The 24,083-nt window shown below is 38.6% G+C and carries 12 protein-coding genes; 11 read left to right on the forward strand and 1 reads right to left on the reverse strand.

Annotated features, from left to right (window positions below; all coding sequences use genetic code 11):
* The first annotated feature begins 7 nt into the window (after positions 1–7).
* The 3 genes from LQ201_RS05495 to LQ201_RS05505 all read left to right on the forward strand — a co-directional run bounded on the left by LQ201_RS05495 (position 8) and on the right by LQ201_RS05505 (position 6,997).
* Entirely contained in the window at positions 8–1,537 is a 1,530-nt protein-coding gene (locus tag LQ201_RS05495) for a GAF domain-containing protein (protein ID WP_230139913.1), read from the forward strand.
* 4 nt (positions 1,538–1,541) lie between these two features.
* On the forward strand, positions 1,542–6,380 hold the full coding sequence (locus LQ201_RS05500; protein ID WP_230139914.1) for a chemotaxis protein CheB: 4,839 nt from the start codon (positions 1,542–1,544) through the stop codon (positions 6,378–6,380).
* A 335-nt stretch (positions 6,381–6,715) separates the two neighbouring features.
* Complete coding sequence (locus tag LQ201_RS05505) at positions 6,716–6,997, forward strand: SelT/SelW/SelH family protein (protein ID WP_230139916.1); 282 nt, start codon at positions 6,716–6,718, stop codon at positions 6,995–6,997.
* A 90-nt stretch (positions 6,998–7,087) separates the two neighbouring features.
* Here the strand turns inward: LQ201_RS05505 and LQ201_RS05510 are convergent, their stop codons facing one another.
* Positions 7,088–7,270, reverse strand: a complete 183-nt coding sequence (locus LQ201_RS05510; RefSeq protein WP_230139917.1) for a hypothetical protein — start codon at positions 7,268–7,270, stop codon at positions 7,088–7,090.
* 337 nt (positions 7,271–7,607) lie between these two features.
* On the opposite strand from LQ201_RS05510, the gene LQ201_RS05515 reads away from it, so the two are divergent.
* From LQ201_RS05515 to LQ201_RS05550, 8 genes are all read left to right on the forward strand, one after another.
* Positions 7,608–11,603, forward strand: a complete 3,996-nt coding sequence (locus LQ201_RS05515; protein WP_230139919.1) for a two-component regulator propeller domain-containing protein — start codon at positions 7,608–7,610, stop codon at positions 11,601–11,603.
* 141 nt (positions 11,604–11,744) lie between these two features.
* Positions 11,745–13,070, forward strand: coding sequence for a BNR repeat-containing protein (locus LQ201_RS05520; protein ID WP_230139921.1), 1,326 nt, complete (start codon positions 11,745–11,747; stop codon positions 13,068–13,070).
* Positions 13,071–13,085: 15 nt separating this feature from the next.
* Complete coding sequence (locus LQ201_RS05525) at positions 13,086–15,257, forward strand: family 43 glycosylhydrolase (RefSeq protein WP_230139922.1); 2,172 nt, start codon at positions 13,086–13,088, stop codon at positions 15,255–15,257.
* Positions 15,257–16,390, forward strand: coding sequence for a glycoside hydrolase family 88 protein (locus tag LQ201_RS05530; RefSeq protein ID WP_230139924.1), 1,134 nt, complete (start codon positions 15,257–15,259; stop codon positions 16,388–16,390). The genes LQ201_RS05525 and LQ201_RS05530 overlap by 1 nt, the downstream gene beginning before the upstream one ends.
* A 16-nt stretch (positions 16,391–16,406) precedes the next feature.
* Positions 16,407–17,654 carry a DUF2264 domain-containing protein gene (locus LQ201_RS05535; RefSeq protein ID WP_230139926.1) on the forward strand — a complete coding sequence of 416 codons (1,248 nt, stop codon included), beginning with the start codon at positions 16,407–16,409 and terminating at the stop codon, positions 17,652–17,654.
* 74 nt (positions 17,655–17,728) lie between these two features.
* Positions 17,729–18,850: a glycoside hydrolase family 43 protein gene (locus LQ201_RS05540; RefSeq protein WP_230139928.1), complete on the forward strand. Its 1,122-nt coding sequence runs from the start codon at positions 17,729–17,731 to the stop codon at positions 18,848–18,850.
* 109 nt (positions 18,851–18,959) lie between these two features.
* Complete coding sequence (locus LQ201_RS05545) at positions 18,960–20,801, forward strand: glycoside hydrolase family 35 protein (protein ID WP_230139930.1); 1,842 nt, start codon at positions 18,960–18,962, stop codon at positions 20,799–20,801.
* A 252-nt stretch (positions 20,802–21,053) separates the two neighbouring features.
* A complete protein-coding gene (locus tag LQ201_RS05550; protein WP_230139932.1) occupies positions 21,054–24,080 on the forward strand; it encodes a TonB-dependent receptor in 3,027 nt (1,008 codons plus the stop codon).
* Positions 24,081–24,083: the final 3 nt, after the last annotated feature.

Raw genomic sequence — 24,083 nt, forward strand, 5'->3', positions numbered from 1 at the left:
AGTCGAAATGTCAGATAAACCAAACTATGATGCAGAATTCTGCGGAAACTTACCAATTCACCACATTAATTCCATTCAAGATTATGGATATTTAATCGTATTGGATAATAAAACCTTGAACGTTATTCAAATCAGCGAAAACTTAAGTGCAATTACCAATGAGGCACCAGCACAGCTGATAAATAAACATTTATCATTGTGGTTTAGCCAACAAGACATAGCTAATATTACCAAACTGATTAAAGGAGATGCGAAAGACAGAATTCCAGTTAATCTGACATTTAAAAATGATGATAAAAAGATGCATTTTAATGGTTTGGTTCATGTTAAAAATGACTATACCTTGTTGGAATTTGAAATTGCTTTAAAGGATGGTCAGAAAAGTTTTTCAGACGTTTTTCAGGAAGTAAGGCAGTTTATTTCGGCCATGGAGCATGCCTCCACGCTGGAAGAAGTATGTAATGTTGCCATTAAGCAACTACGTCGGATTTCAGGTTTCGATGGAGTAAGGATGTACCAGTTCGATTCTGCCTGGAACGGGACTGTAATTGCCGAGGAAATTTCGGGGGCATTGGAAAGTTATCTTGGACAAACTTTTCCGGCTTCTGACGTACCTAAACAAGCAAGGGCACTTTATCTCAAAAATCCTTTCAGGCTTATTTCTAACCGTGCATATAAACCTGTTAGGTTGTTTCCGGTTATCAATCCTTTAACCAACGCCTTTATCGATCTATCTGATTGTAATTTACGGGGTGTTGCAGCTGTACACCTGGAATATATGCAGAATATGAACGTCAGTGCATCTATGTCTATCAGGGTATTACATCACGACAAACTCTGGGGGCTGATTTCATGCCATCATATCGAACCAAAACATCCAAATGTAGACATGCGCTATATTTTCGAATGGCTTTCGGTAGAAATATCCAATCGCATCACCGCTATATTAAGTCAGGAAGATTATCAGCAGTCGGCTTTCAGACTCGAAAAACGAACCATAATCGCTGATCTTATTTATTCGAAAGATGACGTTATTGAAGGTTTGCTCGAAGATGAAAACTTAAACATTCTTTCTTTGTTTAATGCAGGCGGAGTGGTGGTGAAGATGGGTAACAGAGTCGAATCGCGTGGAAATGTACCTGATAAAAGTGAAGTGTATAACCTGATGTTATGGCTTGAGGGAAAAGAAGTTGAAAAGGTTTATACCAGCGATCATTTGAGTGGGGTATATGAGGAAGCGAAAGCATATGAAAAATTGGGAAGCGGAATTTTGGTTATCCCGATTGACGGCCGGAACGGCGATTATATAATCTGTTTCAGGCCTGAAGTTATACAGCAGATCAAATGGGGTGGCGATCCTGAGCAGGTGATCAAATTTGATAAAGATGGTAAAAACTATCACCCGCGAAATTCGTTTAAGCTTTGGCTCCAAACCGTTTATGGGCAATCGTTGGCCTGGAACAATAATGAACTGGAAATAGCCGAATCCTTAAGGAATTTTATATTTGAATTTAGAACAAAGCAACTTTACAATTAGCTTAATGGAAAAAAGGCAGGAATCGGTATTGAATAAGCGTTACGATAAATACATTGTTGCCATTGGTGCATCTGCCGGTGGTTTGGAAGCCATTCATGAATTCTTTGATCACATGCCGGCAAACTCAAGTTTTTCTTTTGTCGTGATCCAGCACCTCTCTTCCGATTATAAAAGTTTATTGGTAGAGCTTGTAGGAAAGCACACCCATATGAAAGTGTTCGAAGCGGCGAATGATATGGCCATCCAACAAGATTGTGTATATATTATTCCTAATAATAAACTTATGACCTTGGTTCGGGGGAGACTTAAGCTCGCTGATAAATCGCAGATTAAGGCACCTAATACCGCAATCGATCATTTTTTACATACCCTGGCGAAAGATAAAAAAGAGAAAGCAATTGCGATTATCCTTTCAGGAACCGGCACCGATGGTACTAAAGGCATACAAAGCATAAAAGAAAACGGTGGGATGGTTATTGTTCAAGATCCGGGGTCTGCTAAATTTGATGGTATGCCCAATTCGGCCATCGCATCTGGCAATGCAGATCATATCATGGTTCCTTCGAAAATGCAGGAAGAACTTTTTAGCTATGTAAATGAAGAGCCTGTTAAAGTGCTCGAAAATGGTAAGGTTAATGAAGAACTGCTCGATGAAGTGTTTAAACTTGTACACAACATTAGTGGTAATGATTTTAACCTGTATAAAACCCCTACTATTATCAGGCGCATTGGCCGGAGAATGAACGAAAGAGGTATAAAAAAACTCGACCGTTATGTCGATTTTTTGCAGAGCAATACTGATGAAGTAAAGATTTTAGCGCAGGATTTTCTGATTGGGGTTACTAAATTTTTCAGGGATGAGCAGGCTTTCGTACAACTTAATGAGTTCGCCATCCAGGATATCGTTAATCGGAAAGAAAACGGCGATGTAATTAAAATTTGGGTTTGTGCCTGTAGTACCGGGCAGGAGGCATACTCCATTGCGGCACTCGTAGATGATTGCGTAGACCGGTCGGGCAAAAAGATCGAGATTAAAATATTCGCTTCTGATATTGATGAAAAAAGTATTGAGATTGCCTCTCGCGGCGAATACCCGATGTTGGTAAAAAAAGAAATACCAGCTAAACTTTTTAAGAAGTATTTCGTACAGGAGGGGAAGCACGTTAAAGTAATTGCAAGCTTGCGTAAACAGGTTGTTTTTGCGAAACATGACGTAATTAAATCGCCTCCTTTTATTAAGAACGACCTGGTTACCTGTAGAAACATGCTCATTTATGTAAACAGCATTCTTCAGGAAAAAATTCTTTCCATATTCCACTTCTCCCTGCTGCCAAATGGATATCTGTTTTTGGGATCGAGCGAAACTGCTTCTTCTATGAAAGCTGGTTTAACAGAAGTCTCTGGTAAATCGAAAATTTATAAGAAAACCGGAAAAATCAATTATTCGACTTACAATACCTATAATACGGGTGCTAAGGCAACAATTGGTCAGGAACGTAAAAAAGGCGGTAACACCGAGATGCTACAAAGCCCGTTAGAAAAACGTTTGGCCGATTTCCTTTCATCAGATCTGGGCTATGTTGCCGTGTTTATTGATAAGGCGTACATCATGCAGGATGCCGTTGGCGATTACCGTCAATATTTGTCGCTTCCTGAGCAAAGTATCGAACTCAATATTTTAAAGATGGTACCGCGGGAGGTATCTATCGTACTCAATACCGGGTTACGCAAAGCCTGGAAAGAAAATAAAAAGATCGAATTAAAGAAGATCCGTTTTAAACAGGTTACGAAAGATATTTTTGTAGATATTTCCATTTTACCAGCATCCCCGGCTCATACCAATGGTTTTACCATGGTCGTTATTGTAGAACATGTTTCAGAAATAGTTGCGGATAAGGACGAAACTGTTTTTCCAGGTTTTCATGATGCTAACCAATCTGAATATGTGTTTGAACTGGAGGCCGAACTGAACGAAACCCGCTCGAACCTGCAGCTGGCTGTAGAAGAAATGGAAACCACCAATGAAGAACTCCAATCGAGCAACGAAGAACTCCTTTCAGCCAATGAAGAACTGCAATCCAGCAACGAGGAACTTCAATCATTAAACGAAGAACTCCATACCCTAAATACCGAACATCAGTTAAAGATCAAAGAACTGATCGAACTAAATGATGATCTGGATAATTATTTCAGGAGTACCGATATTGGTCAGATTTTTCTCGACGCCGAAATGTTTATCCGCAAATTTAATCCCGCGGCAGTAAGCATGGTGAATCTTATCGAATCAGATGTTGGCAGGTCTATAGAACACATTTCTAACAATATTAAGGCAGAAAACCTAATCAGCGATATTAAAAAGGTGCTGCTGAATGGGCATGTAATCGAAAAGGAAGTACAACTGAAAAATAATACCCGATGCCTGATGCGTGTAATGCCTTATTTAAGGAAGGATAAGCGGGCAGATGGTGTGGTAATCTCTTTTGTAGATATTTCTAAAATTACCGAATTGAACAATATCATCAGCGGTGTTTTTAATGCGAGCCTTAATGGGATTCTGGCGTTTAAAGCCGTGAGAGATGCCAAACATTTTATTGTAGATTTTGAGTGCAGCACCTATAACGATTCGGCACTAAGTATTTTAAAGAAGAACAAATCGGAGCTAACCGGTGCCAGATTGATGAAAATGATTCCTGAACTTACGGTAAGCAATCTTTTTAATAAATATGTAGGCGTGGTAGAAAACGGGAAGGTACTCGAAACAGAACTTCAGTTTTCTAAAGAACAATGGTTACAGCTAATTGCCGTAAAAATGTCTGATGGTTTTGTAGCTACATTAACCGATATCAGTCAGCAAAAATTGGCTGAGCACAAGCTGAAAAAGAATTATAACGAACTTTTAGGCACGCGCGAGAACCTACGTCAACTCAATACCGATCTCGAACTGAAAGTGAAAGAGCGCACCATGAAACTTTCAGAGAGTGAAGAACGTTTCAATCTGGTGTCGCATGCCACAAACGATACCATTTGGGACTGGAATCTGGCCCACAACACCATGTGGCGGAGTGATAACTTCACGTCTATGTTCGGTTATCAGAAAGATGCACACACTGAAAATATTGCATTTTGGTTCGATAAAATCCATCCCGATGATCGTGAGCGGGTTAAAGCAAGTGTTTATGAAGCCATTAACCACAACGAAACCCAGTGGACTGCTCAGTATCGTTTAGAAAAAGCAGATGGCAGCTATGCTACATTGCTCGACCGGGGAAGTATCCTGTTAGATAATCTGAACACGCCTTATCGCATGGTTGGTTCCATGGTAGATATATCAAAACTAGTGGATACTGAGGTGAGGTTAAACTCAACAGAACGTAAATTCAGAAAGATTTTCGACTCGAATGTAATCGGAATTTTGTTCAGCGATATTGAAACCGGACGGATAGAAGACGCTAACGATATCTTTTTAAAACTTTTAGGTTATTCGCGATCTGATTTCGAAAATGGAAATATTAATTGGATGGAGATTACACCGGAAGCTTTTCTGCCGATCAGCAAAATATCGCATAAATTATTAAAAGAAAAAGGCTTCTGCCCACCCTTCGAAAAACAGTACCTTAACAAAGCAGGCATTCCGGTAGATGTTTTGGTTGGTTCGGCCTTGTTAGGCGAAGATGTTCAGAACGGGGCAATTACTTACGTTATCGATATCAGCAAGCAGAAACATACCGAGAAAAAACGTAGCGAACTTCAAAAGCTGATCAAGAAACAGCAAGACGAGTTTTACAGTATTTTTAAAAATGCACCAGCTTTAATCACCATCCGTAGGGGTAAAGCCCTCAAATACGAATTTGTAAACGAAGCTTTTAAAACTTTCGATGGCGGAACCGATTATATTGGCCGCTCAAGGATTGGAAATGGTTCTAAGTTCGAATCACCAGAATTGCTCGAAATAGAGAAAAATGTGATGAAAACAGGCGAAACTTATATAGCCAGCGCCTATAAGATCGAGCAGTTAAACCGCGCTACAGGAGATTCGGTTGAAAAGTGGTTTGATATTATCCTAAATCCAGTTTTTTCTGATCAAGGGCTAATTGATGGCATTGCTTTCTTCGGTTTCGAAGTAACCGATTTAATGAAAGCCCAACAGGCTACCAAAGAGCTTATGCACCGAAAAGATGAGTTTATGAGTATTGCCAGTCACGAGTTAAAAACACCGATTACCAGTATTAAAGGCTTTTTACAGTTTGCACTGAGGATGGCCGAACAGCAGAAGTTTGAGAAAATTTATGAGTTTGTAGATAAGGCGAACCGTCAGATTGGAAAATTGACTGCACTTGTAGAAGATTTATTGGATGTAACCAAGATACAAGCTGGTAAAATGACTTTCAATTTCTCTGAATTCAACATCGCTGGCGTTATTGAGGATGCTATTGATGGTTTACAGGAAAGCATGAATGAACATCGCATTATACAGGATATAACTGATGTTCAGGTGTATGCTGATCGTAACCGTATTGAACAGGTTTTAAGCAATTTTATTTCCAATGCAATCAAATATTCGCCTAATGCAGATAAAATTATAGTGCAGTCTAAAGCAGAAGGCGATTACCTGTTGGTTTCGGTACAGGATTTTGGGATTGGAATACCCAACGATAAAGCAGAATTTGTTTTCGACAGGTTTTTCCGTGTAGAAGCTTCTTCATATAACTTTTCGGGGCTTGGGCTCGGCTTATATATTTCAGCCGAAATTGTTGAACGCCACGGAGGCGAAATCGGTGTAAATAGCCAAGAAGGCGAAGGTTCGATATTCTGGTTTAAAATTCCATTAAAAGATAAATCGTAGAGTCAATGCCTGTTTTAAGACTAATGCTGTATGATTATCTAGATGAAGCAAACAAAAACTGCTTCATTGGTGTAGTTATAATTCCTCTAACACGGGAGTAATTTGAAAGGGGTAAACATGGATGTGGTTACCCTTTTCTCTTTTAACAACATTTTAAGCAGCGAACTTGTTTAGTTCATTTTATTCAGTGTTGCTTGGCAGAATCCGTGCAAAGTATTTACAACAAAGAACAAAACAGAAAACATGCTGCAGATGATTACTTGATTTCAACATCCATTTAACATCTCCATTTTCCATCCCTCCATATTTTTTGTACCCTTGTAAAAAAAATAGAAATGGAGAAACCGCTTGTCAATATAACCTATTGCCCTAAATGTGGCTGGATGCTACGGTCGGCGTATATGGCGCAAGAAATTTTAACCACTTTTGTAGACGAGCTAAAGGGGGTAACTTTAATTCCGAGTGAAACATCGGGCGTTTTTACTGTTCATGTTGGTGAGAAACTAATTTTTGATAGAAAACAGATGCAACGCTTTCCTGAAATTAAAGAACTAAAACAGCTTATCCGTGATGAAGTGAATCCAGCCATGAACCTTGGCCACTCTGATGTTAAATAGCGAACATTTAAGTTTAGGAATCTAAATAATGATCGAATAGTGGGAGACTATATGATTATTTCATGTCGAGAACAGGGTTTTAGTAAATTGTTATCTTAACGCCAGGATCAGTTTGCCTGATTTGATTCTGAAATAGTAGGTTAAAGAAGTTCTTCCTTTTAAAACTTCAATAGTTTTAATGGCGCCAGAACTGCCCCATGTGTCAGAAATAAGATCACCAACTTTCAGTTGTTCCAGCCTATGGATGGGCGTCAATGCATCAATAAGTATCATAGTAACAAAAATAAGCCAATATATTTTTTTTAGATGGGACTTTTGTTTCAAAATATACATTTCACGTTTATGTGTAATCATAAATCATACGGTGTCTGTCTGTAAATGGTAGGTGTTGTTGAATCATTAAAGTGTAGGTGGAACAGCATCACGATCGAACAGAGCCGTCTTTAATGTAGGATAAATCTTACAATTTTTACTGTTTAATCCTAGATAATAGCCGATAGCTGAGTTTTAGGAAAATATGTATATTCGTTTCCTGCCATGCATACCACGGTACGGTTTCTCTATGTTCCTTATTCAGAAAAAAACTGCTTGCTCCATATTTTTTTTATGGATGGGCGCAGTTATTTGTTTTGCCCAGTCTACAACTATTCGCCTTAAATATCTGGGGGTAGAAAATGGCCTGTCTAATAATGTGGTAAACTCTTTGTATCTAGATCATTTTGGGTTTATGTGGATGGGTACCTATGATGGATTAAACCGTTACGATGGCTATCATTTTAAGGTTTTTAGAAATGGCTGGGGCGATGAACATTCATTGGTAAATAACCACATTACGGTACTGAATGGTGATGCGAAAAACAAGGTTTGGGTAGGTACGCAAAAGGGCGTTTCTTATTATGATTATGCCGATTCCAAGTTTCATCAATTGATTTATCTAGACAAGGGAAGAAAAAATGAGGTAAGTTATGCTATTAATTCCATTGCAATAAGTAAGGCTTTAGCTGTCTATGTAGCTACTGAAGAAAAAGGCCTGTTTATGCTCGAAAAGAATAGCAGCATTGCAAAACGGATCCCATATGGCAAAAATTTCGATTTCACTGTAAAAGCTTTATATGTTGATGAACAACAAACCCTATGGCTTTTTATAAAAGATGTGGGGCTTTGCAGATACGATAATGATAAACATAGACTTCGTTTAGTAACTGCTGCCGTACGCTCAGTAACATGCATTACCAAAGGCACTAACCAAACACTCTGGGTTGGAACAGAGCACGGACTTTTTCAATTTGATAAAGTCAATAGTAGCCTCACCAAGTTTAACCAGCATTTAAGCAATGAGAATATTATGAGTTTGTTGTTTGATCGGCAACAAAAACTCTGGATTTCAACTGATGGGGGAGGAATTGCTGTTTACAATACAAAAAATCAAAAAACAAATTACCTATCCGCAGGAAAAGAAAAAGGCTTACTGAGCAGTAATTCTGTCGCCCAGGTTTACGAAGACCGCGAATCTAGAAAGTGGATCGCAACCTTACGTGGTGGGGTTAATATCATCGATCCAGAAAATGAGCAGTTTACCACCATTAAACATAATCCATTAAAAAACAATTCCTTAATTAACAATTTTGTACTCTCTTTTAGCGAAGATGAAAACAAAAACATTTGGATCGGGACTGATGGAGGTGGTTTAAGTGTTTGGAACAGAAAGCAAAATACTTTTACCAATTATGCCAAAACCAGCGATCCAAACGCTTTAACCAGTAATTTTGTTACCAGTATTTTAAACGATGCAAACCACAACGTTTGGGTGGCCAGTTTTAGCGGCGGGATAGATCGTTTTAATAAAACAACAGGAAAATTTGTTCACTATAACTGTTACAATACCTATAAAGGCGTTGATGACATTAACATTTGGAAGCTTTATCAAGACAAACAACAAAATATTTGGGTAGGCACTACAAAAGGTGGTGCATTGTATCGTTACAATAAAATTGCCGATAAGTTTGAACTTTTCGACCATAATCTAAAGGATATCCACAGCTTGTTCCAGGATTCGAAAGGAAGACTCTGGGCAGGGAATTATACCGAACTGATCGAAATTGATCCGATAAACAAAAAACATAGCTATACGAAGATCAATTTTGCCATCAGGGCCATTCAGGAAGATTTTAATCATCAAATATGGATCGGCACCGAAGGTGGAGGTTTACTGCTTTTTGATCCCGAAACCAAAAAAATAAAGCGGTACATCCAGAGCGATGGGCTACCAAGTAATTCGGTGCTCAATATCCTTCAGGATGCCCAAGGTAATTTGTGGTGTAGTACTTATAACGGTTTATCAAAATTTGATGTTACACACCAAAGCTTTAAAAACTATTATGCTACCGATGGCTTACAAAGCAATCAGTTTAATTATAATGCTGCATTAAAACTTGCAAACGGTAACTTTTTGTTTGGTGGAATTGGTGGCTTCAATTTGTTTTCGCCCGATAGCATTAAGAAAAATAAAAGGATACCCAAAATGGTGCTGACCGATTTTAGGATCAATAATATTCCGCTCGATCAGGATTCGGGTTATAACGATATCTCTGTTGTTAATTTAGCACGCATAGAAATCCCATATAGTGCTGCGGTGATTTCTATCGATTATGCGGCAATAGAATTCTCTTTTCAGGATCAGATTTCTTATGCCTATTACCTGGAAGGTTGGGATAGAGACTGGAATTATGTAAACAAATTAAGCACAGCCTATTATTCCAGGTTAAATGAAGGTGAGTATAAACTGCACATTAAAAGTACCGATACCGAAGGTGCCTGGAGCAACAACGAAAAGATTGTAATGATTAGGATTTTACCCCCTTGGTACCGCACCTGGTGGGCCTATACCATTTACCTTATTATAGGGTCTTCCCTGTTTTATCTTTTTCAGACCTATCGCAACCGCCAGAGAAGATTAAAACACGAGGTAGAGATTACCAACCTTAAAATGGAGCGTGAAAAAGACCTTAATGAGAAAAAACTGAATTTCTTTACCAATATTTCGCACGAGCTGAGAACGCCATTGACCTTAATTGTTAATCCGATTAAAGACATTATCCATAAGAAAGACCCAGGGCAAGAGAAGAACGATTTAAATGTTGTTTACCGCAATTCGAGGCGTTTGTTAAGCCTGGTAGATCAGTTATTACTGTTTAGAAAAACAGAAAGTGAGAACGATGCATTGAAGATTGTAAGGATCAACCTCTACAAATTTACAAACGAGATTTTCCTCTGCTTTAATTATTTGGCAAAGCAGAACCATATAGAATATACTTTTGAGTGCGAGGAGGAAGAACTTGATATTTATGCAGATAAAGACAAGCTCGAAATCGTTTTCTTTAACCTGCTCTCTAACGCGCTTAAATTTACACCAAAAGGCGGTTTTGTGAAATTTAGTGTTAAAACCCTAGGTATGCGGGTGCAGATCGAGGTGAGCGATAGTGGTCCGGGCATACCGGCGCATGTAGGTGAAAAATTATTCGATAAATTTTATAAAGTAATGTCGAACGAATCGCTGAAGATGGGTTTCGGTATTGGGCTTTACCTGGCCAAAAACTTTGTAGAATTGCATAAAGGGAAAATTTCATTCCGTTCCAATCAGGGAATGGGTACCATCTTTTTGATCGATATTCCGGTTGGGGAGCCAAACTTGCAGCAAAGTGGTGTTTTCCAAAACGAATTGACTTATGTAAACGAGCTCATTGCGCAGGAGGAAGAAGCAGAAAATAACGATGCCGAGAATGTGGGCAACCTTGAATTGCTCATTTCAGATTTACACTCGATTTTGGTTATTGATGACAACCCCGAAATTATTGATTACATCAAGCATATTTTTCAGGATAACTTCAAAATTTACAAGGCCGAAAATGGTACAGATGGATTAAAACTCTGTAAAGAATATTTGCCTGATATCGTAATATCTGACGTAAACATGGATGGCCTTAACGGTATCGAACTCTGTAAGGCGATTAAAGAGGATTCTGCCTTGAGCCATATCCCGGTAATTCTATTAACCGGCGACCCTAGTCCGGAGGTAAAACTTAAGGGAATCGAAGTTGGTGCCTACGATTTTATCAGTAAACCCTTCGATAAAGAGCTTTTTACAGCCAAAATTAATAGCATTATTAAAAACAGGACCAATCTTCAGTCTTATTTCTACAATGAAATAACCTTGAAGAGTGATGCCCATAAAGTATCTCATGAGGATAAGGGCTTTCTTCAAAAGTGCATTACCATTATAGAAGAAAACCTGATGGAAGACAGTTTTAACGTAAAAACACTGGCATCTGATCTTGGAATGAGCCATTCTAATCTCTACAAAAGGATCAAGGCCACTTCAGGTCAGTCTATAAATGGTTTTATTCGTTTTATCAGACTCAGAAAGGCAGCCGAATTGTTAATCAATACCAATTTAAATATTAACGAAGCTGCCTTTCGGGTAGGTATAAATGATAGTAAATACTTTAGAGAACAGTTTCAGAAGCTGTTTAAATTAACGCCGTCAGAATTTATAAAGAAACACCGCAAAAGTTTTCATAAATACTATAATATTAATGCCACAACATAAAAGTTACGCTATTTTGGTTTTTAAATGCGTTTATCTTAAAACGCCCCCTGCAAAGTATGATTTAACCCCCTGTGTAAAGCTTAAAAATTTCGGTACTTCGGCTTCACCAAATGTAAGAAACCGAGCAGCCTAAAACGTATAATGTATCAATCCCTAAATAAAAGTATATTTCTAATCTGTACATTCATCGGTATCAACCTGATGAGTGTTGCACAAGAAACACAACTGAGTACAATTGCCAGTAACGGCTGGGCAAACAACTCGGTAAATACTGTTATTTTCCGTAAAAATTCGTTAATCAGTTTTAAAGATAGCCAGTATGCTGCCTATTATAATCACGAACAACATGTGGTATTGGCTAAACGCAAAATCGGCTCAACCCGTTGGTTATTAGTTACTACGCCTTATAAAGGTGATGCTACCGACGCTCATAAATCAATTAGCATTATGGTAGATGGTGATGGTTTCCTTCATATTGCCTGGGGCCAGCATAATAACAGTCTAAACTATGCCAAATCAGTTTCAGCAGGTTCATTAACCTTAGGGAATAAAGAAGTTATGCTTTCTGTAAAGGAAAATAAAGTCAGTTATCCTGAGTTTTATAAGCTGGCAAACGGCGATCTCTTATTTTTTTACCGTGATGGTGGCTCTGGAAACGGAAACCTGATGATTAACCGTTATAGCCTGAAGACTAAAAAATGGACACGTGTGCAGGATGGGATGATTGATGGTGAAGGACAACGAAATGCATATTGGCAGGTAGCTATAGATCAGGTTGGAACCATCCATTTATCGTGGGTGTGGCGCGAAAGCCCCGATGTAGCCAGTAACCATGATTTATGTTATGCCAAATCAACCGATGGAGGTTTAAACTGGTTAAAATCTACCAATGAAAAATATAGTCTTCCCATTACTGCTGGCAACGCAGAATATGCACTTAAAATTCCGCAAAAAAGCGAGCTGATTAACCAGACATCGATGTTTGCAGATGCCAAAGGCAAGGTGTTTATTGCCGGTTATTGGCGTGATACGAACGAAACCATACCACAATATCACCTGGTTTTTAAAACAGACGACCATTGGAAAGTAAGCAACCTTAATTTTAGAAAAACGGCTTTTAGTTTAAGTGGAGGAGGTACTAAACAGATTCCGATTTCGCGGCCACAGATTATCGTTTGGCCAAATGGAAAATATTATGCTGCGGGATTGTTGTTTAGGGATGCTGAACGAGGTAGTAAGGTTTCAATTGCTTTGAATGGTGAGCTCGGATCAGGAAATTGGAGAATTAAAGACCTTACTAAAACAAGTATAGGCGATTGGGAACCCAGTTACGATACCGAACTTTGGAAAAGCAAAGGGATTTTAAGCCTGTTTCTGCAGCATGTTACCCAGGTTGATGGAGAAGGGAAAGCAAATCAGCCACCAACAATAGTGCAGGCCCTAGATTGGAAACCAAAAAATAAATAATGAATTAACCTTAAAATGAAACATTCCATTATAAAATATAACTTTTCTCTACTTGCTGTTTTGTTCTTGTTATCAATAAATCTGGTAGAGGCACAAAGCAAAAAAACAGCTAAAGTATCCAAAGAAAATACGGCGTATTTATTTGCTTATTTTACCGGAAACGCTAAAGCGGAAGAAGCGATCCGTTTTGCTGTGAGCACCGATGCTTACCATTACAAGGCTTTAAACAATAATACTCCAATCATTTCTTCCGAAAAAATCAGCAGTACCGGAGGTATACGCGATCCACATATTTTGCGGGGCGAAGATGACAAAACCTTTTACATGGTGGCTACCGATATGGTTTCGGCCAATGGCTGGAATTCGAACAGGGCAATGGTATTGCTTAAATCAAATGATCTGATCCATTGGACATCGGCAGTTGTTAATATTCAAAAACGTTTTCCAAATAATGAAAATCTGCTACGTGTTTGGGCTCCACAGACTATTTACGATAAAACAGCCAAAAAATATATGGTTTATTGGTCAATGAAGCATGGCGATGATCCTGATAAAATTTATTATGCTTACGCCAATGCAGATTTTACAGATTTGGAGACAGTTCCAAAACAGCTCTTTTTTAGCCCAACCAACGGTTCTTGTATTGATGGCGACATTATTTACGATAAAGGGAAATACAATTTATTCTTTAAAACAGAAGGAAATAGCAATGGCATAAAAAAAGCAGTTTCTAATCAACTCACCACAGGTTATGTACAACAGGATAAATATTTACAACAGACCAAAGAGGCTGTAGAAGGAGCTGGTGTTTTTAAACTGAACCATAGCGACGAATATATCCTGATGTACGATGTATATATGAAAGGCCGCTATCAGTTTACCAAAAGTAAAGATCTCGCAAATTTTAGTGTAGTGGATCAAGATATTACCATGGATTTTCACCCAAGGCACGGAACTATTTTGCCTATTAATCAAAAAGAGTTAAACCGGTTGCTCAATCAGTGGTATACTGTCGAATCTGTTTTGCAAAGCGCACAGAATAAGGCAATCAACCAAAATAATATTGTTTTAGATAGCGTGAACCAAAAACTTTATCTGCCTGTAAATTATGGGACTGATTTAAAAGCTTTTGACCCGCAGTTTAATACCTTTAATCAAATCAGTATCGCGCCAAAAGGGAAATTAGATTTTACTAAAGGCGCTGTAAAAATTAAGGTAGGTATTGCCAATCAACAACCTAAAATTTATTCGGTAAGTGTAGCTGTAGCGAATAATCCTGTTTTAAAAGGTTATTACGCAGATCCGGAAATTTTATATTCCAATAAAACAGGCAAATATTACATCTATCCAACCAGCGATGGTTTTAACAACTGGAGTGGTACCTATTTTAAAAGTTTTTCATCAACTGATCTCGTTAACTGGACAGATGAAGGTAAAATACTAGACCTTGAAAAAGATGTTTCGTGGGCGAAAAAGAATGCCTGGGCTCCCACCATTATCGAAAAGAAAGTAAACGGCGTTTATAAGTATTTTTATTATTTCACAGCAGCACAGAAAATTGGAGTTGCTGTTGCTGATCATCCAGCTGGACCGTTTAAGGATAGTGGTGAGGCTTTAATTTCAAGCAGACCAAAAGGAATAAAAGGCGGGCAAGAGATCGATCCTGATGTATTTAACGATCCCAAAACCAACAAAAGTTATCTGTATTGGGGAAATGGGTATATGGCCGTTGCACCATTAAAAGAAGATATGGTTTCGATTGATACCAATGAGATTAAAGTTATTACACCAAACAACGGTTTTAGAGAAGGAACCGAAGTTTTTTATCGTAATGGAAAGTATTACTTCTTATGGTCTGAAGATGATACACGGAGCGAAAATTATCGGGTACGTTATGGCTTTTCTGATTCGCCTATAGGAAAAATAACCATTCCGGAAAATAACCTGATTCTGGCAAAAGATGTAGCACAAGGTATTTACGGAACAGGGCACAACAGTGTAATCAAAGTTAACGGAAAAGATGAATGGTATATGGTTTACCATCGTTTTACCCGACCAAAAGGAATTTCGATGGGGAGTGCTGCAGGCTACAACCGCGAAGTTTGCATCGATAAAATGGAATTTAATACTGATGGAACTATTAAACCTGTGATACTAACCATAAACGGCATTAAACCAATACACTAATGAAACTAAAATTGTATAAGGCGCTTTTCTTATTGTTGTTTTTTAGCAGCACAGTTGTAAATGCACAAACTTCAACTTCAAAAGAGGAAGTGCTCGAAATGATCAATCGCGCAAATACCTATTGGCAAGGTAACAATAAACCCGAAGTACGTGCTTTTTGGGATCATGCTGCTTACCATACCGGAAATATGGAGGTTTATGGAATTACCAAGAACGAAGCTTACCGTAAATATTCAGAAGATTGGGCCGTTTATAACAAATGGATGGGCGCAAAATCAACTGATAAATCCAACTGGAAATATAAATATGGCGAAACAGATGAGCATGTGCTGTTTGGCGATTGGCAGATCTGTTTTCAAACCTATATCGATTTATACCACTTAAAACCCGAAGAATATAAAATTGCAAGGGCAAAAGAGGTAATGCAATACGAAATGAACACACCCAATAACGACTATTGGTGGTGGGCCGATGGTTTGTACATGGTAATGCCTGTTATGACCAAACTTTATAAAGTAACTGGAGACCAAAAATACCTCGATAAGCTGTACGAATATTTTATGTATTCGAATAGCATTATGTACGATAAAAAGGAAAAACTTTATTACCGGGATGCCAAATATGTTTATCCGATGCATAAAAGTGTAAACGGCAAAAAAGATTTTTGGGCAAGAGGCGATGGTTGGGTGTTTGCAGGTTTAGCCAAAGTGTTAAAAGATCTGCCCCTTAACGATCCACATCGGAACGAATACCTGAGCAAGTACCAGAATATGGCCAAAGCAATTGTTAAAAGCCAGCAGGCAGAAGGTTATTGGACCAGAAGTATCCTCGATCCACAACATGCCCCTGGACCAGAAACCAGTGGAACAGCCTTTTTTACTTATGGTTTGTTATGGGGGATAAACAACGGTTATTTAAAAGAAAAAAACTATTTACCTGCAGCACAAAAAGCATGGACATATCTAACTAAAACCGCATTACAACCTAACGGTAAACTGGGATATGTACAGCCGATAGGAGAGAAAGCCATTCCGGGTCAGGTGGTTGATGTAAATTCTACAGCGAATTTTGGCGTAGGGGCCTTTTTATTGGCTGGATGTGAGATGTATCGTCATTTATCAAACAAAAACTAAATTTTTATAGGAAAAAATGAGACTTAAAAATATTTTAATTACGGGTTTATTGATCGTCTTGGCTGGTGGTTCTGCATTTGCGCAAAAGAAAACCAAGAATACCAAAAATGCGGTTTTAACCGATCGGCAGTTTTGGTTGCAACAGATGGATAAGATGGTGAAACCCGTTTTGTATAACCTGGCTAAAGACAGCCTGCGTATTGCGATGCCAAAAGTTACTTCTATCCATATTGATAATAAAGAACACCGCATTAAAGTACAATATGTAGAAGTTTTGGGTAGGGTTTTAAGTGGTATTGCGCCATGGTTGCAGTTAGAGGGAGGTTCGACAGAAGAAGTAGCTTTAAGGAAACAGTACCGGGAGTGGGCCATTCAGGGACTAAAAAATGCTTTAGATTCTAATGCCAAAGATTTTATGAATTTCGATATTGGTGGGCAACAACTGGTAGATGCTTCTTATGTTGCATTAGCTTTGGTACGTGCACCTTGGTTATGGGAAAATCTGGATAAGAAGAACCAGGAACTGATGATGAAATCGATCGTTACCACCAGAAGATTCAAACCTGTTTTTTCTAACTGGTTACTTTTTTCTGCCATGAACGAGGCTTTTCTGGCTAAGTTCGGTTACAGCTGGGATCCTATGCGTGTTGATTATGCGCTGCAACAAATGGAACAATGGTATACAGGCGATGGAATGTACACCGATGGAACATCCTTTGCATTCGATTATTATAATAGTTATGTTATTCACCCTTATCTGGCTACTTTGGCAAATATCATTGGTGCTAAAACGAACAGTTATAAAGAGATGTTCGAGAAGATTAAAAAGCGCAATGAGCGGTATGCCATCATTCAGGAAAGATTAATCAACGCCGATGGCACTTACCCGGCAACAGGTCGCTCCATCATTTATCGTGGTGCTGCATTTCATCATTTGGCCGATATGGCCTGGAGAAAAGCATTGCCAAAACAGTTAAGTCCGGCTCAGGTACGGTGCGCTTTAACCGCTGTAATCAAAAAAACTTTAGAGAGCCCTACAACCTATAAAAATGGTTGGTTAACAATAGGCTTATATGGCGATCAGCCAAATCTTGGCGATTTCTATAACAACCAGGGAAGCCCATATATTGCTTCAAATATCTTTTTGCCATTAGGTTTGCCAGAAGCAGACCCATTTTGGACCAGCCCAGCAGAGAAATGGAGTGCGCAAAAGATCTGGAGTGGCGAGAATTTTGAAAACGATCACAGTGCCAGTTTAAAATAAATAGCAGATAGCTATACAATTGAAAAGATGTGGGTAATTACCGTCTTTGTAACGTTAAAAATTATTTAATTAAAATGATGAATAAGAGAATCAGTTTTGTTTTAGGATTTATTGCCTTCAGTTTAGGACTAAATAGTTATGTTTCAGCACAACAAACATATACTTCTTTTACTCCCGGTAAACTTTGGAAGGATGATAAAGGTGTTCATATTAACGCCCATGGCGGAGGCATTGTCGAATATAAAGGCATTTACTATTGGTTTGGTGAGCATAAGATTGAAGGTGAAAAAGGCAATACGGCACAGGTAGGCGTACATTGCTACTCATCAAAAGATTTATACAATTGGAAAGATGAAGGTATTGCACTTCCGGTTTCAGAAGATCTGAAAAGTGACATTGCTAAAGGCTCAATCCTGGAGCGCCCAAAAGTGGTGTATAACAAGAAAACCAAAAAGTTTGTGATGTGGTTTCACTTAGAACTTTTAGGCAAAGGTTATGCAGCAGCAAGATCGGGTGTTGCGGTAGCCGATCGCCCAACTGGTCCATATACTTTTATCAAGAGTTATCGTCCAAATCCGGGGAAAATGCCCTTTTATGCAGCAGGAACAGCAGAAAAAGATATGGTAAATTGCCAGCAACCGGCCAATAAAAGTGATGGTTTTTTCTGTAGGGATTTTCCCGGTGGGCAAATGGCAAGAGATATGACCGTTTTTGTCGATGATGATGGAAAAGCCTATCATATATTCTCTTCAGAAGAAAATTTTACGTTGCATTTGGCGGAGTTAACCGCTGATTATTTAGGGCATACAGGAAAATTTATCAGAATTTATGTGGGGCAGCAAACAGAAGCACCAGCTTTGTTTAAGAAAAACGGAACCTACTATATGGTTGGTTCGGGCTGTACAGGCTGGGCGCCAAATCCGGCCAGATGGTTCAAAGCAAGCTCCATTTGGGGACCTTGGACTTATATGGGTAATCCATGCCAGGGCGAAGGGGCCAAGCTAACCTATGGCGGCCAGAGTACGCATGTATTGCCGGCACCAGGCAAAAAAGGAGAATTTATTTTTATGGCTGATAAATGGGAACCGAAAAATGCCATTGATGGCCGTTACTTGTGGTTGCCAATCAAATTTGAGAACGATAAAATTTCGATAAACTGGGCAGATGAATGGGATCTGAGCGTGTTTAAAAGGTAGAGAAAAAAACAAAATTTTTATATAAATCTAGATGATGAATTGCGTAAAAATGCGCAAATGGGACTTTTTTTTGCCCAAAATTCGGGTCATCTTAAAACAACTTTAAAAAATGAAAGCAAAATTATTATGGTTGGTGGCGATATGTTTCTCCTTATCAGCTTTTGGCCAACAAGCTAAACATACGTTTAAGCTAGGAGAAACAGACTTTCTATTAGATGAAAAACCCTTTCAGATAATTTCTGGGGAGTTACATTATCCTCGTGTACCAAAAGAGGCCTGGCGGGCCCGTATGAAGATGGCCAAAGCAATGGGACTAAATACGATCGGTACTTATGTATTCTGGAATCTGCACGAACCACAAAAAGGAAAATTCGATTTTTCGGGCAATAATAATATTGCCGAATTTGTGAAAATCGCCCAACAAGAAGGCCTTTGGGTTATCTTAAGACCAAGTCCTTACGTTTGTGCTGAATGGGAGTTCGGTGGTTATCCCTATTGGCTTCAGAACGAAAAAGGCCTTGTGGTGAGAAGTACCGAAAAACAATATTTAGATGAGTATAAGAAGTATATTATTGAAGTAGGGAAACAGTTGGCACCATTGCAGATTAACCATGGTGGTAATATTATTATGGTACAGGTAGAGAACGAATACGGCTCTTACGCTGCTGATAAAAATTACTTAGATATCAACAGAAAAATGTTTATCGAAGCAGGTTTTGATGGATTGCTTTATACCTGCGATCCGGCTGCAGATGTAAAAGATGGACATTTAGACGGATTACTGCCAGCCGTAAACGGAATCGATAATCCGGCAAAAATTAGGCAGTTGGTAAATGAGAACCATAATGGAAAAGGCCCATATTTTATAGCTGAGTGGTATCCTGCATGGTTCGATTGGTGGGGAACACCTCATCACACCGTTCCGGCAGCGCAATACACCAAGAAGTTAGATTCTGTTTTAGCAGCGGGCATCTCGATCAATATGTACATGTTCCATGGCGGTACAACGCGCGATTTTATGAATGGGGCAAACTATAAAGATATTTCACCTTACGAGCCACAAACCAGTAGTTATGATTACGATGCGCCTTTAAATGAGGCTGGAAACGCAACTGAAAAATTCAGGGCGTTTAGAAGTGTGATCGAAAAACATCTTCCAGCAGGACAGAGTTTACCGCCAATTCCAGCTGCTAAACCAAGTATCGCAATTGCGCCTTTTAAACTGGGAAGTAAAGTGGCTTTGTTTAATGCGCTGCCAAAAGCAGTGAAAAATAGCACACCTTTAACTTTCGAGGATCTTAGCCAGGATTATGGCTATGTACTTTACCGAACGACCATTAAGGGAGATAAAAAAGGCGAACTTCAGATTAAACAACTACGGGATTATGCACTGATTTTTATCAACCAGAAAAGGGCAGGAATTTTAGACCGTAGGTTAAACCAAAATACTTTGGCATTAACAATCCCGAAAGGCGAAGTACAACTCGATATTTTTGTAGAAAATATGGGCAGGGTAAACTTTGGAAAGTATCTGTTAGAAAACAAAAAAGGAATTACCGAACAGGTAACTTTCGATGGTACCGAAGTTAAAAACTGGTCGATGTACGGCTTCCCTTTTAATAATATTGCTGGTTATACTGCAAAGGCTGCTCCTTCAAAACAAAGTGGAAACGGACCAACATTACAAAAAGGATCTTTCCAGATTTCGAGAGTTGCGGATACTTATTTAGATATGACCGATTGGGGAAAAGGGGTAGTGTGGGTTAATGGACACAACCTAGGGAAATACTGGGCAATTGGTCCACAACAAACATTATATATCCCTCAAGAATGGTTAAAAAAAGGTAAGAATGATATCGCGGTTTTAGAACTGATTAAATCTGAGCAGAATATTTTAAAGGCAATTGATCAACCAATCTTAAATACAATAAAAAAATTAAACGTAGACTAAACGTTTAAAAATCTTCAAATAGGGGTTAAAAAGCCAAATTCTAACAAAAAGTAACAATTTAGCCCCTACTTATTACCGTATTACCCCTCACTCCACTAGTATTTTATGGTTACTTTGTTGTAATCAATCCATCCCCATTCATGCATAATTTCTATATCAGGTCTGATTAATATTTAATAAAATATTTTGATAGACTACCCTTTTGAATTCCTCTCGCGGTTCAATTATTAACTAACCAAATAATCTTAAAAAATGAAAAGAAAACTACTAGCCACATCTAAGTGTGCGGTAATGTTTTTGTTTGCTTTAATCCTATCCTTAGGTAAATCAAACGATTCAATTGCACAAACTGCTCAAATCTCAATTTCTGGAAAAGTAAAAGATACTCAAGGTAACCCCATTCCAGGTGCCTCCATTAGTGTTAAGGGAACTACTCAGGTGGTGGCCAGCGATGCCAATGGAAATTTCAAAATATCAGCCCAAAAAGGAGAAAGTTTAGTGATTACTTTTGTCGGTTATGTAACCAATACCATATTGGTAGCTAATGACACGCAACTGAGCATCATCCTTGCAGAGGATAAGGATAAAAACTTACAAGATGTAGTTGTAATAGGTTATGGTACGCAAAAACGTTCTGATGTTACCGGTTCGATTGTTTCTGTACCTAAAGCACGGTTGTCGCAATTACCTGTAACAAATGTTCTTCAATCAATTGAAGGCGCAGTAGCAGGGGTAAATGTTAGCACTACATCATCTGTTCCCGGAAGTCAGCCGAATGCATTAATCAGAGGTCAGAATTCAATAAGCGCAACTACTGGGCCTTATGTGGTTGTGGATGGGGTGCCTTTGACCAAAACCGGTGGTTCATTAAATGACATTAACCCAAACGATATTGCGTCTGTAGAGGTTCTGAAAGATGCGAGTGCTACCGCAATTTATGGTACCAATGGCTCAAATGGTGTTATCTTAATCACAACAAAAAGAGGTACAACGGGTAAACCGGTTATTCGTTACAGCGGTTATGCAGGTATCGATAATATTGCACATATTTTGCAGCCAGGAAGCGGTGCAGATTATGTTCAAAAATATGCTGATATGCTTAAACAAACCGGCCAGGTACAACAAAGACCAGTTCCAAATATCGGTGAACTTCCTGCTTATAATGCCGGTACCACAACCGATTGGGTTAAAGAAGCAACCCAACAAGGGGTAATTCAGGATCATAATGTTAGTATTTCGGGCGGATCACAGGATGTTAAATATTTCATTTCAGGCGATTATCTTAATCAGAAAGGTGTAATTAAAGGTTATGATTTTAAACGTATAGGTTTGCGTTCTAACCTGGATGTTAATGTAACCAGTTTTTTAACTATAGGTACATCACTATTTTTAACCAGTAATAACTTCGACGGTGGAAGGGCAAACTTGTTGTTAGCAACGGCGATGAGTCCTTATGGTCAGGAATATAATACAAATGGAACATATACAATTTACCCGATGAGTCCGGAGCAATTGTACACGAATCCACTGTTAGGTTTAACAACTACTCAAATCAGAAGAACAACCAATATTAATGGAAATGGATATGCCGAAGTTAAGTTTCCCGGAGTGTTAACAGGCTTGAAATTTCGTTTAAACGCAGGTTATACTTATTTTCCGGAAAGAAGAGGAAGTTATATTGGCCGTTTAGCCAATGATTTAAATGGTACCGCAAGTAGTTTCAATGCCTCTACAAACAGTTATACTATTGAAAATATCTTAAGTTATTCTAAAGATATTAAAAAGCACCACTTCGACTTTACGGCTTTATACAGTGCTCAGGAGCGTCAATACAGTTCTACTACAGCTGGTTCAGTTGGTTTTATCAATGATGAATTAGGCATGAATAATATGGGTGCCGGAGCTACACAAACCAGTGGATCTTACCGTGATAGATATGGATTGAACTCACAAATGGGTCGTTTGTTTTATTCATATGACAGCAAATACTTACTGACTTTAACTGCACGTAGAGACGGTTCTTCAGTTTTCGGCGCAAATACAACCAAATACGGTGTTTTCCCTTCTGCTGCAATTGGCTGGAATATCATTAACGAAGACTTTATGAAAAGCGCCAAGTTTTTCAATAACCTGAAACTAAGATTATCATACGGTAAAACAGGTAATGAGGCTGTAGATGTTAACAGAACCATAACTACAGAAGGTTCTTTACGCTCTCCATTTAATGGGATAAGTACGATTGGTGTTGCTCCAAATAACTTAGGAAATGCATCATTACAATGGGAAACCACAAAAACGGCAAATATTGGCTTAGATTTCGGTATTCTTAACAACAGGATTAATGGTAGTATAGAAGCATATCAGAATAAAACATCAGGTCTTTTATTAAACAGAGCTTTACCCATTATAACGGGTTACTCAAGAGTGTTAGAAAATATTGGTAAAACAACGAATAAAGGTTTAGAGATCACTTTGAATACACAAAATATTGCTGGTAAAGATTTCCGTTGGGAAACCATGTTTGTTTTTGCGACTAACAAAAATAAAATTACCAATTTATATGGCGATGGAAAAGACGATTTAGGAAACAGATGGTTTATAGGTAAGCCAATTAGAGTAGTGTATGATTATCAAATGACAGGTGTCTGGCAAACGGGAGAGGACGTTTCTAAACAAGACCCAACAGCAAAACCAGGAAGCCTGAAATTTGCTGATTTAACCAGCGACGGTAAAATTACGGCCGATGACAGAACGATTCTAGGTCAAATTGATCCAAAATGGACCGGTGGTTTAACCAATACTTTCCACTACAAAAACATCAACCTGAGCATTTTCATTCAAACTGCTCAAGGGATGACCAGAAACAATACTGATCTGGGTTATGGTGATGAAACCGGAAGAAGAAATACGCCTGCTGAAATTGGTTACTGGACGCCTGAAAACATGAGCCAAACCAGGCCAGCATTATCTTACAACAACACTTTGGGTTATGGCTATGCATCAGACGCAAGCTACACCAGAATTAAGGATGTGACGTTAAGTTATGTTTTCGCACAGTCAGTGTTAGATAAACTTCACCTCGGTAGTTTAACCGTATATGCAAGTGGTCGTAACCTGCACACTTTTACCAAATGGGTAGGCTGGGATCCAGAACAAACTACTTACAGTAGAGGATCAGGCGATGGCAATGCAAATCAACAGGCATTTGCAGCAGACTGGACAAATAACTATCCTTTAACAAGAACTTTCGTATTGGGTTTAAATGTTTCATTACGTTAATTT

The sequence above is a fragment of the Pedobacter sp. Bi126 genome, from assembly GCF_918698245.1.
GTDB lineage: Bacteria > Bacteroidota > Bacteroidia > Sphingobacteriales > Sphingobacteriaceae > Pedobacter.

What these genes read in the sequence shown, in the direction of transcription:
- LQ201_RS05510 (WP_230139917.1), bottom strand. Translation starts at nt 7,270, where the DNA reads ATGATACTTATTGATGCATTGACGCCCATCCATAGGCTGGAACAACTG.
- LQ201_RS05505 (WP_230139916.1), top strand. Translation starts at nt 6,716, where the DNA reads ATGGAGAAACCGCTTGTCAATATAACCTATTGCCCTAAATGTGGCTGG.
- LQ201_RS05545 (WP_230139930.1), top strand. Translation starts at nt 18,960, where the DNA reads ATGAAAGCAAAATTATTATGGTTGGTGGCGATATGTTTCTCCTTATCA.
- LQ201_RS05550 (WP_230139932.1), top strand. Translation starts at nt 21,054, where the DNA reads ATGAAAAGAAAACTACTAGCCACATCTAAGTGTGCGGTAATGTTTTTG.
- LQ201_RS05500 (WP_230139914.1), top strand. Translation starts at nt 1,542, where the DNA reads ATGGAAAAAAGGCAGGAATCGGTATTGAATAAGCGTTACGATAAATAC.
- LQ201_RS05525 (WP_230139922.1), top strand. Translation starts at nt 13,086, where the DNA reads ATGAAACATTCCATTATAAAATATAACTTTTCTCTACTTGCTGTTTTG.
- LQ201_RS05520 (WP_230139921.1), top strand. Translation starts at nt 11,745, where the DNA reads ATGTATCAATCCCTAAATAAAAGTATATTTCTAATCTGTACATTCATC.
- LQ201_RS05530 (WP_230139924.1), top strand. Translation starts at nt 15,257, where the DNA reads ATGAAACTAAAATTGTATAAGGCGCTTTTCTTATTGTTGTTTTTTAGC.
- LQ201_RS05515 (WP_230139919.1), top strand. Translation starts at nt 7,608, where the DNA reads ATGGGCGCAGTTATTTGTTTTGCCCAGTCTACAACTATTCGCCTTAAA.
- LQ201_RS05495 (WP_230139913.1), top strand. Translation starts at nt 8, where the DNA reads ATGTCAGATAAACCAAACTATGATGCAGAATTCTGCGGAAACTTACCA.
- LQ201_RS05535 (WP_230139926.1), top strand. Translation starts at nt 16,407, where the DNA reads ATGAGACTTAAAAATATTTTAATTACGGGTTTATTGATCGTCTTGGCT.
- LQ201_RS05540 (WP_230139928.1), top strand. Translation starts at nt 17,729, where the DNA reads ATGATGAATAAGAGAATCAGTTTTGTTTTAGGATTTATTGCCTTCAGT.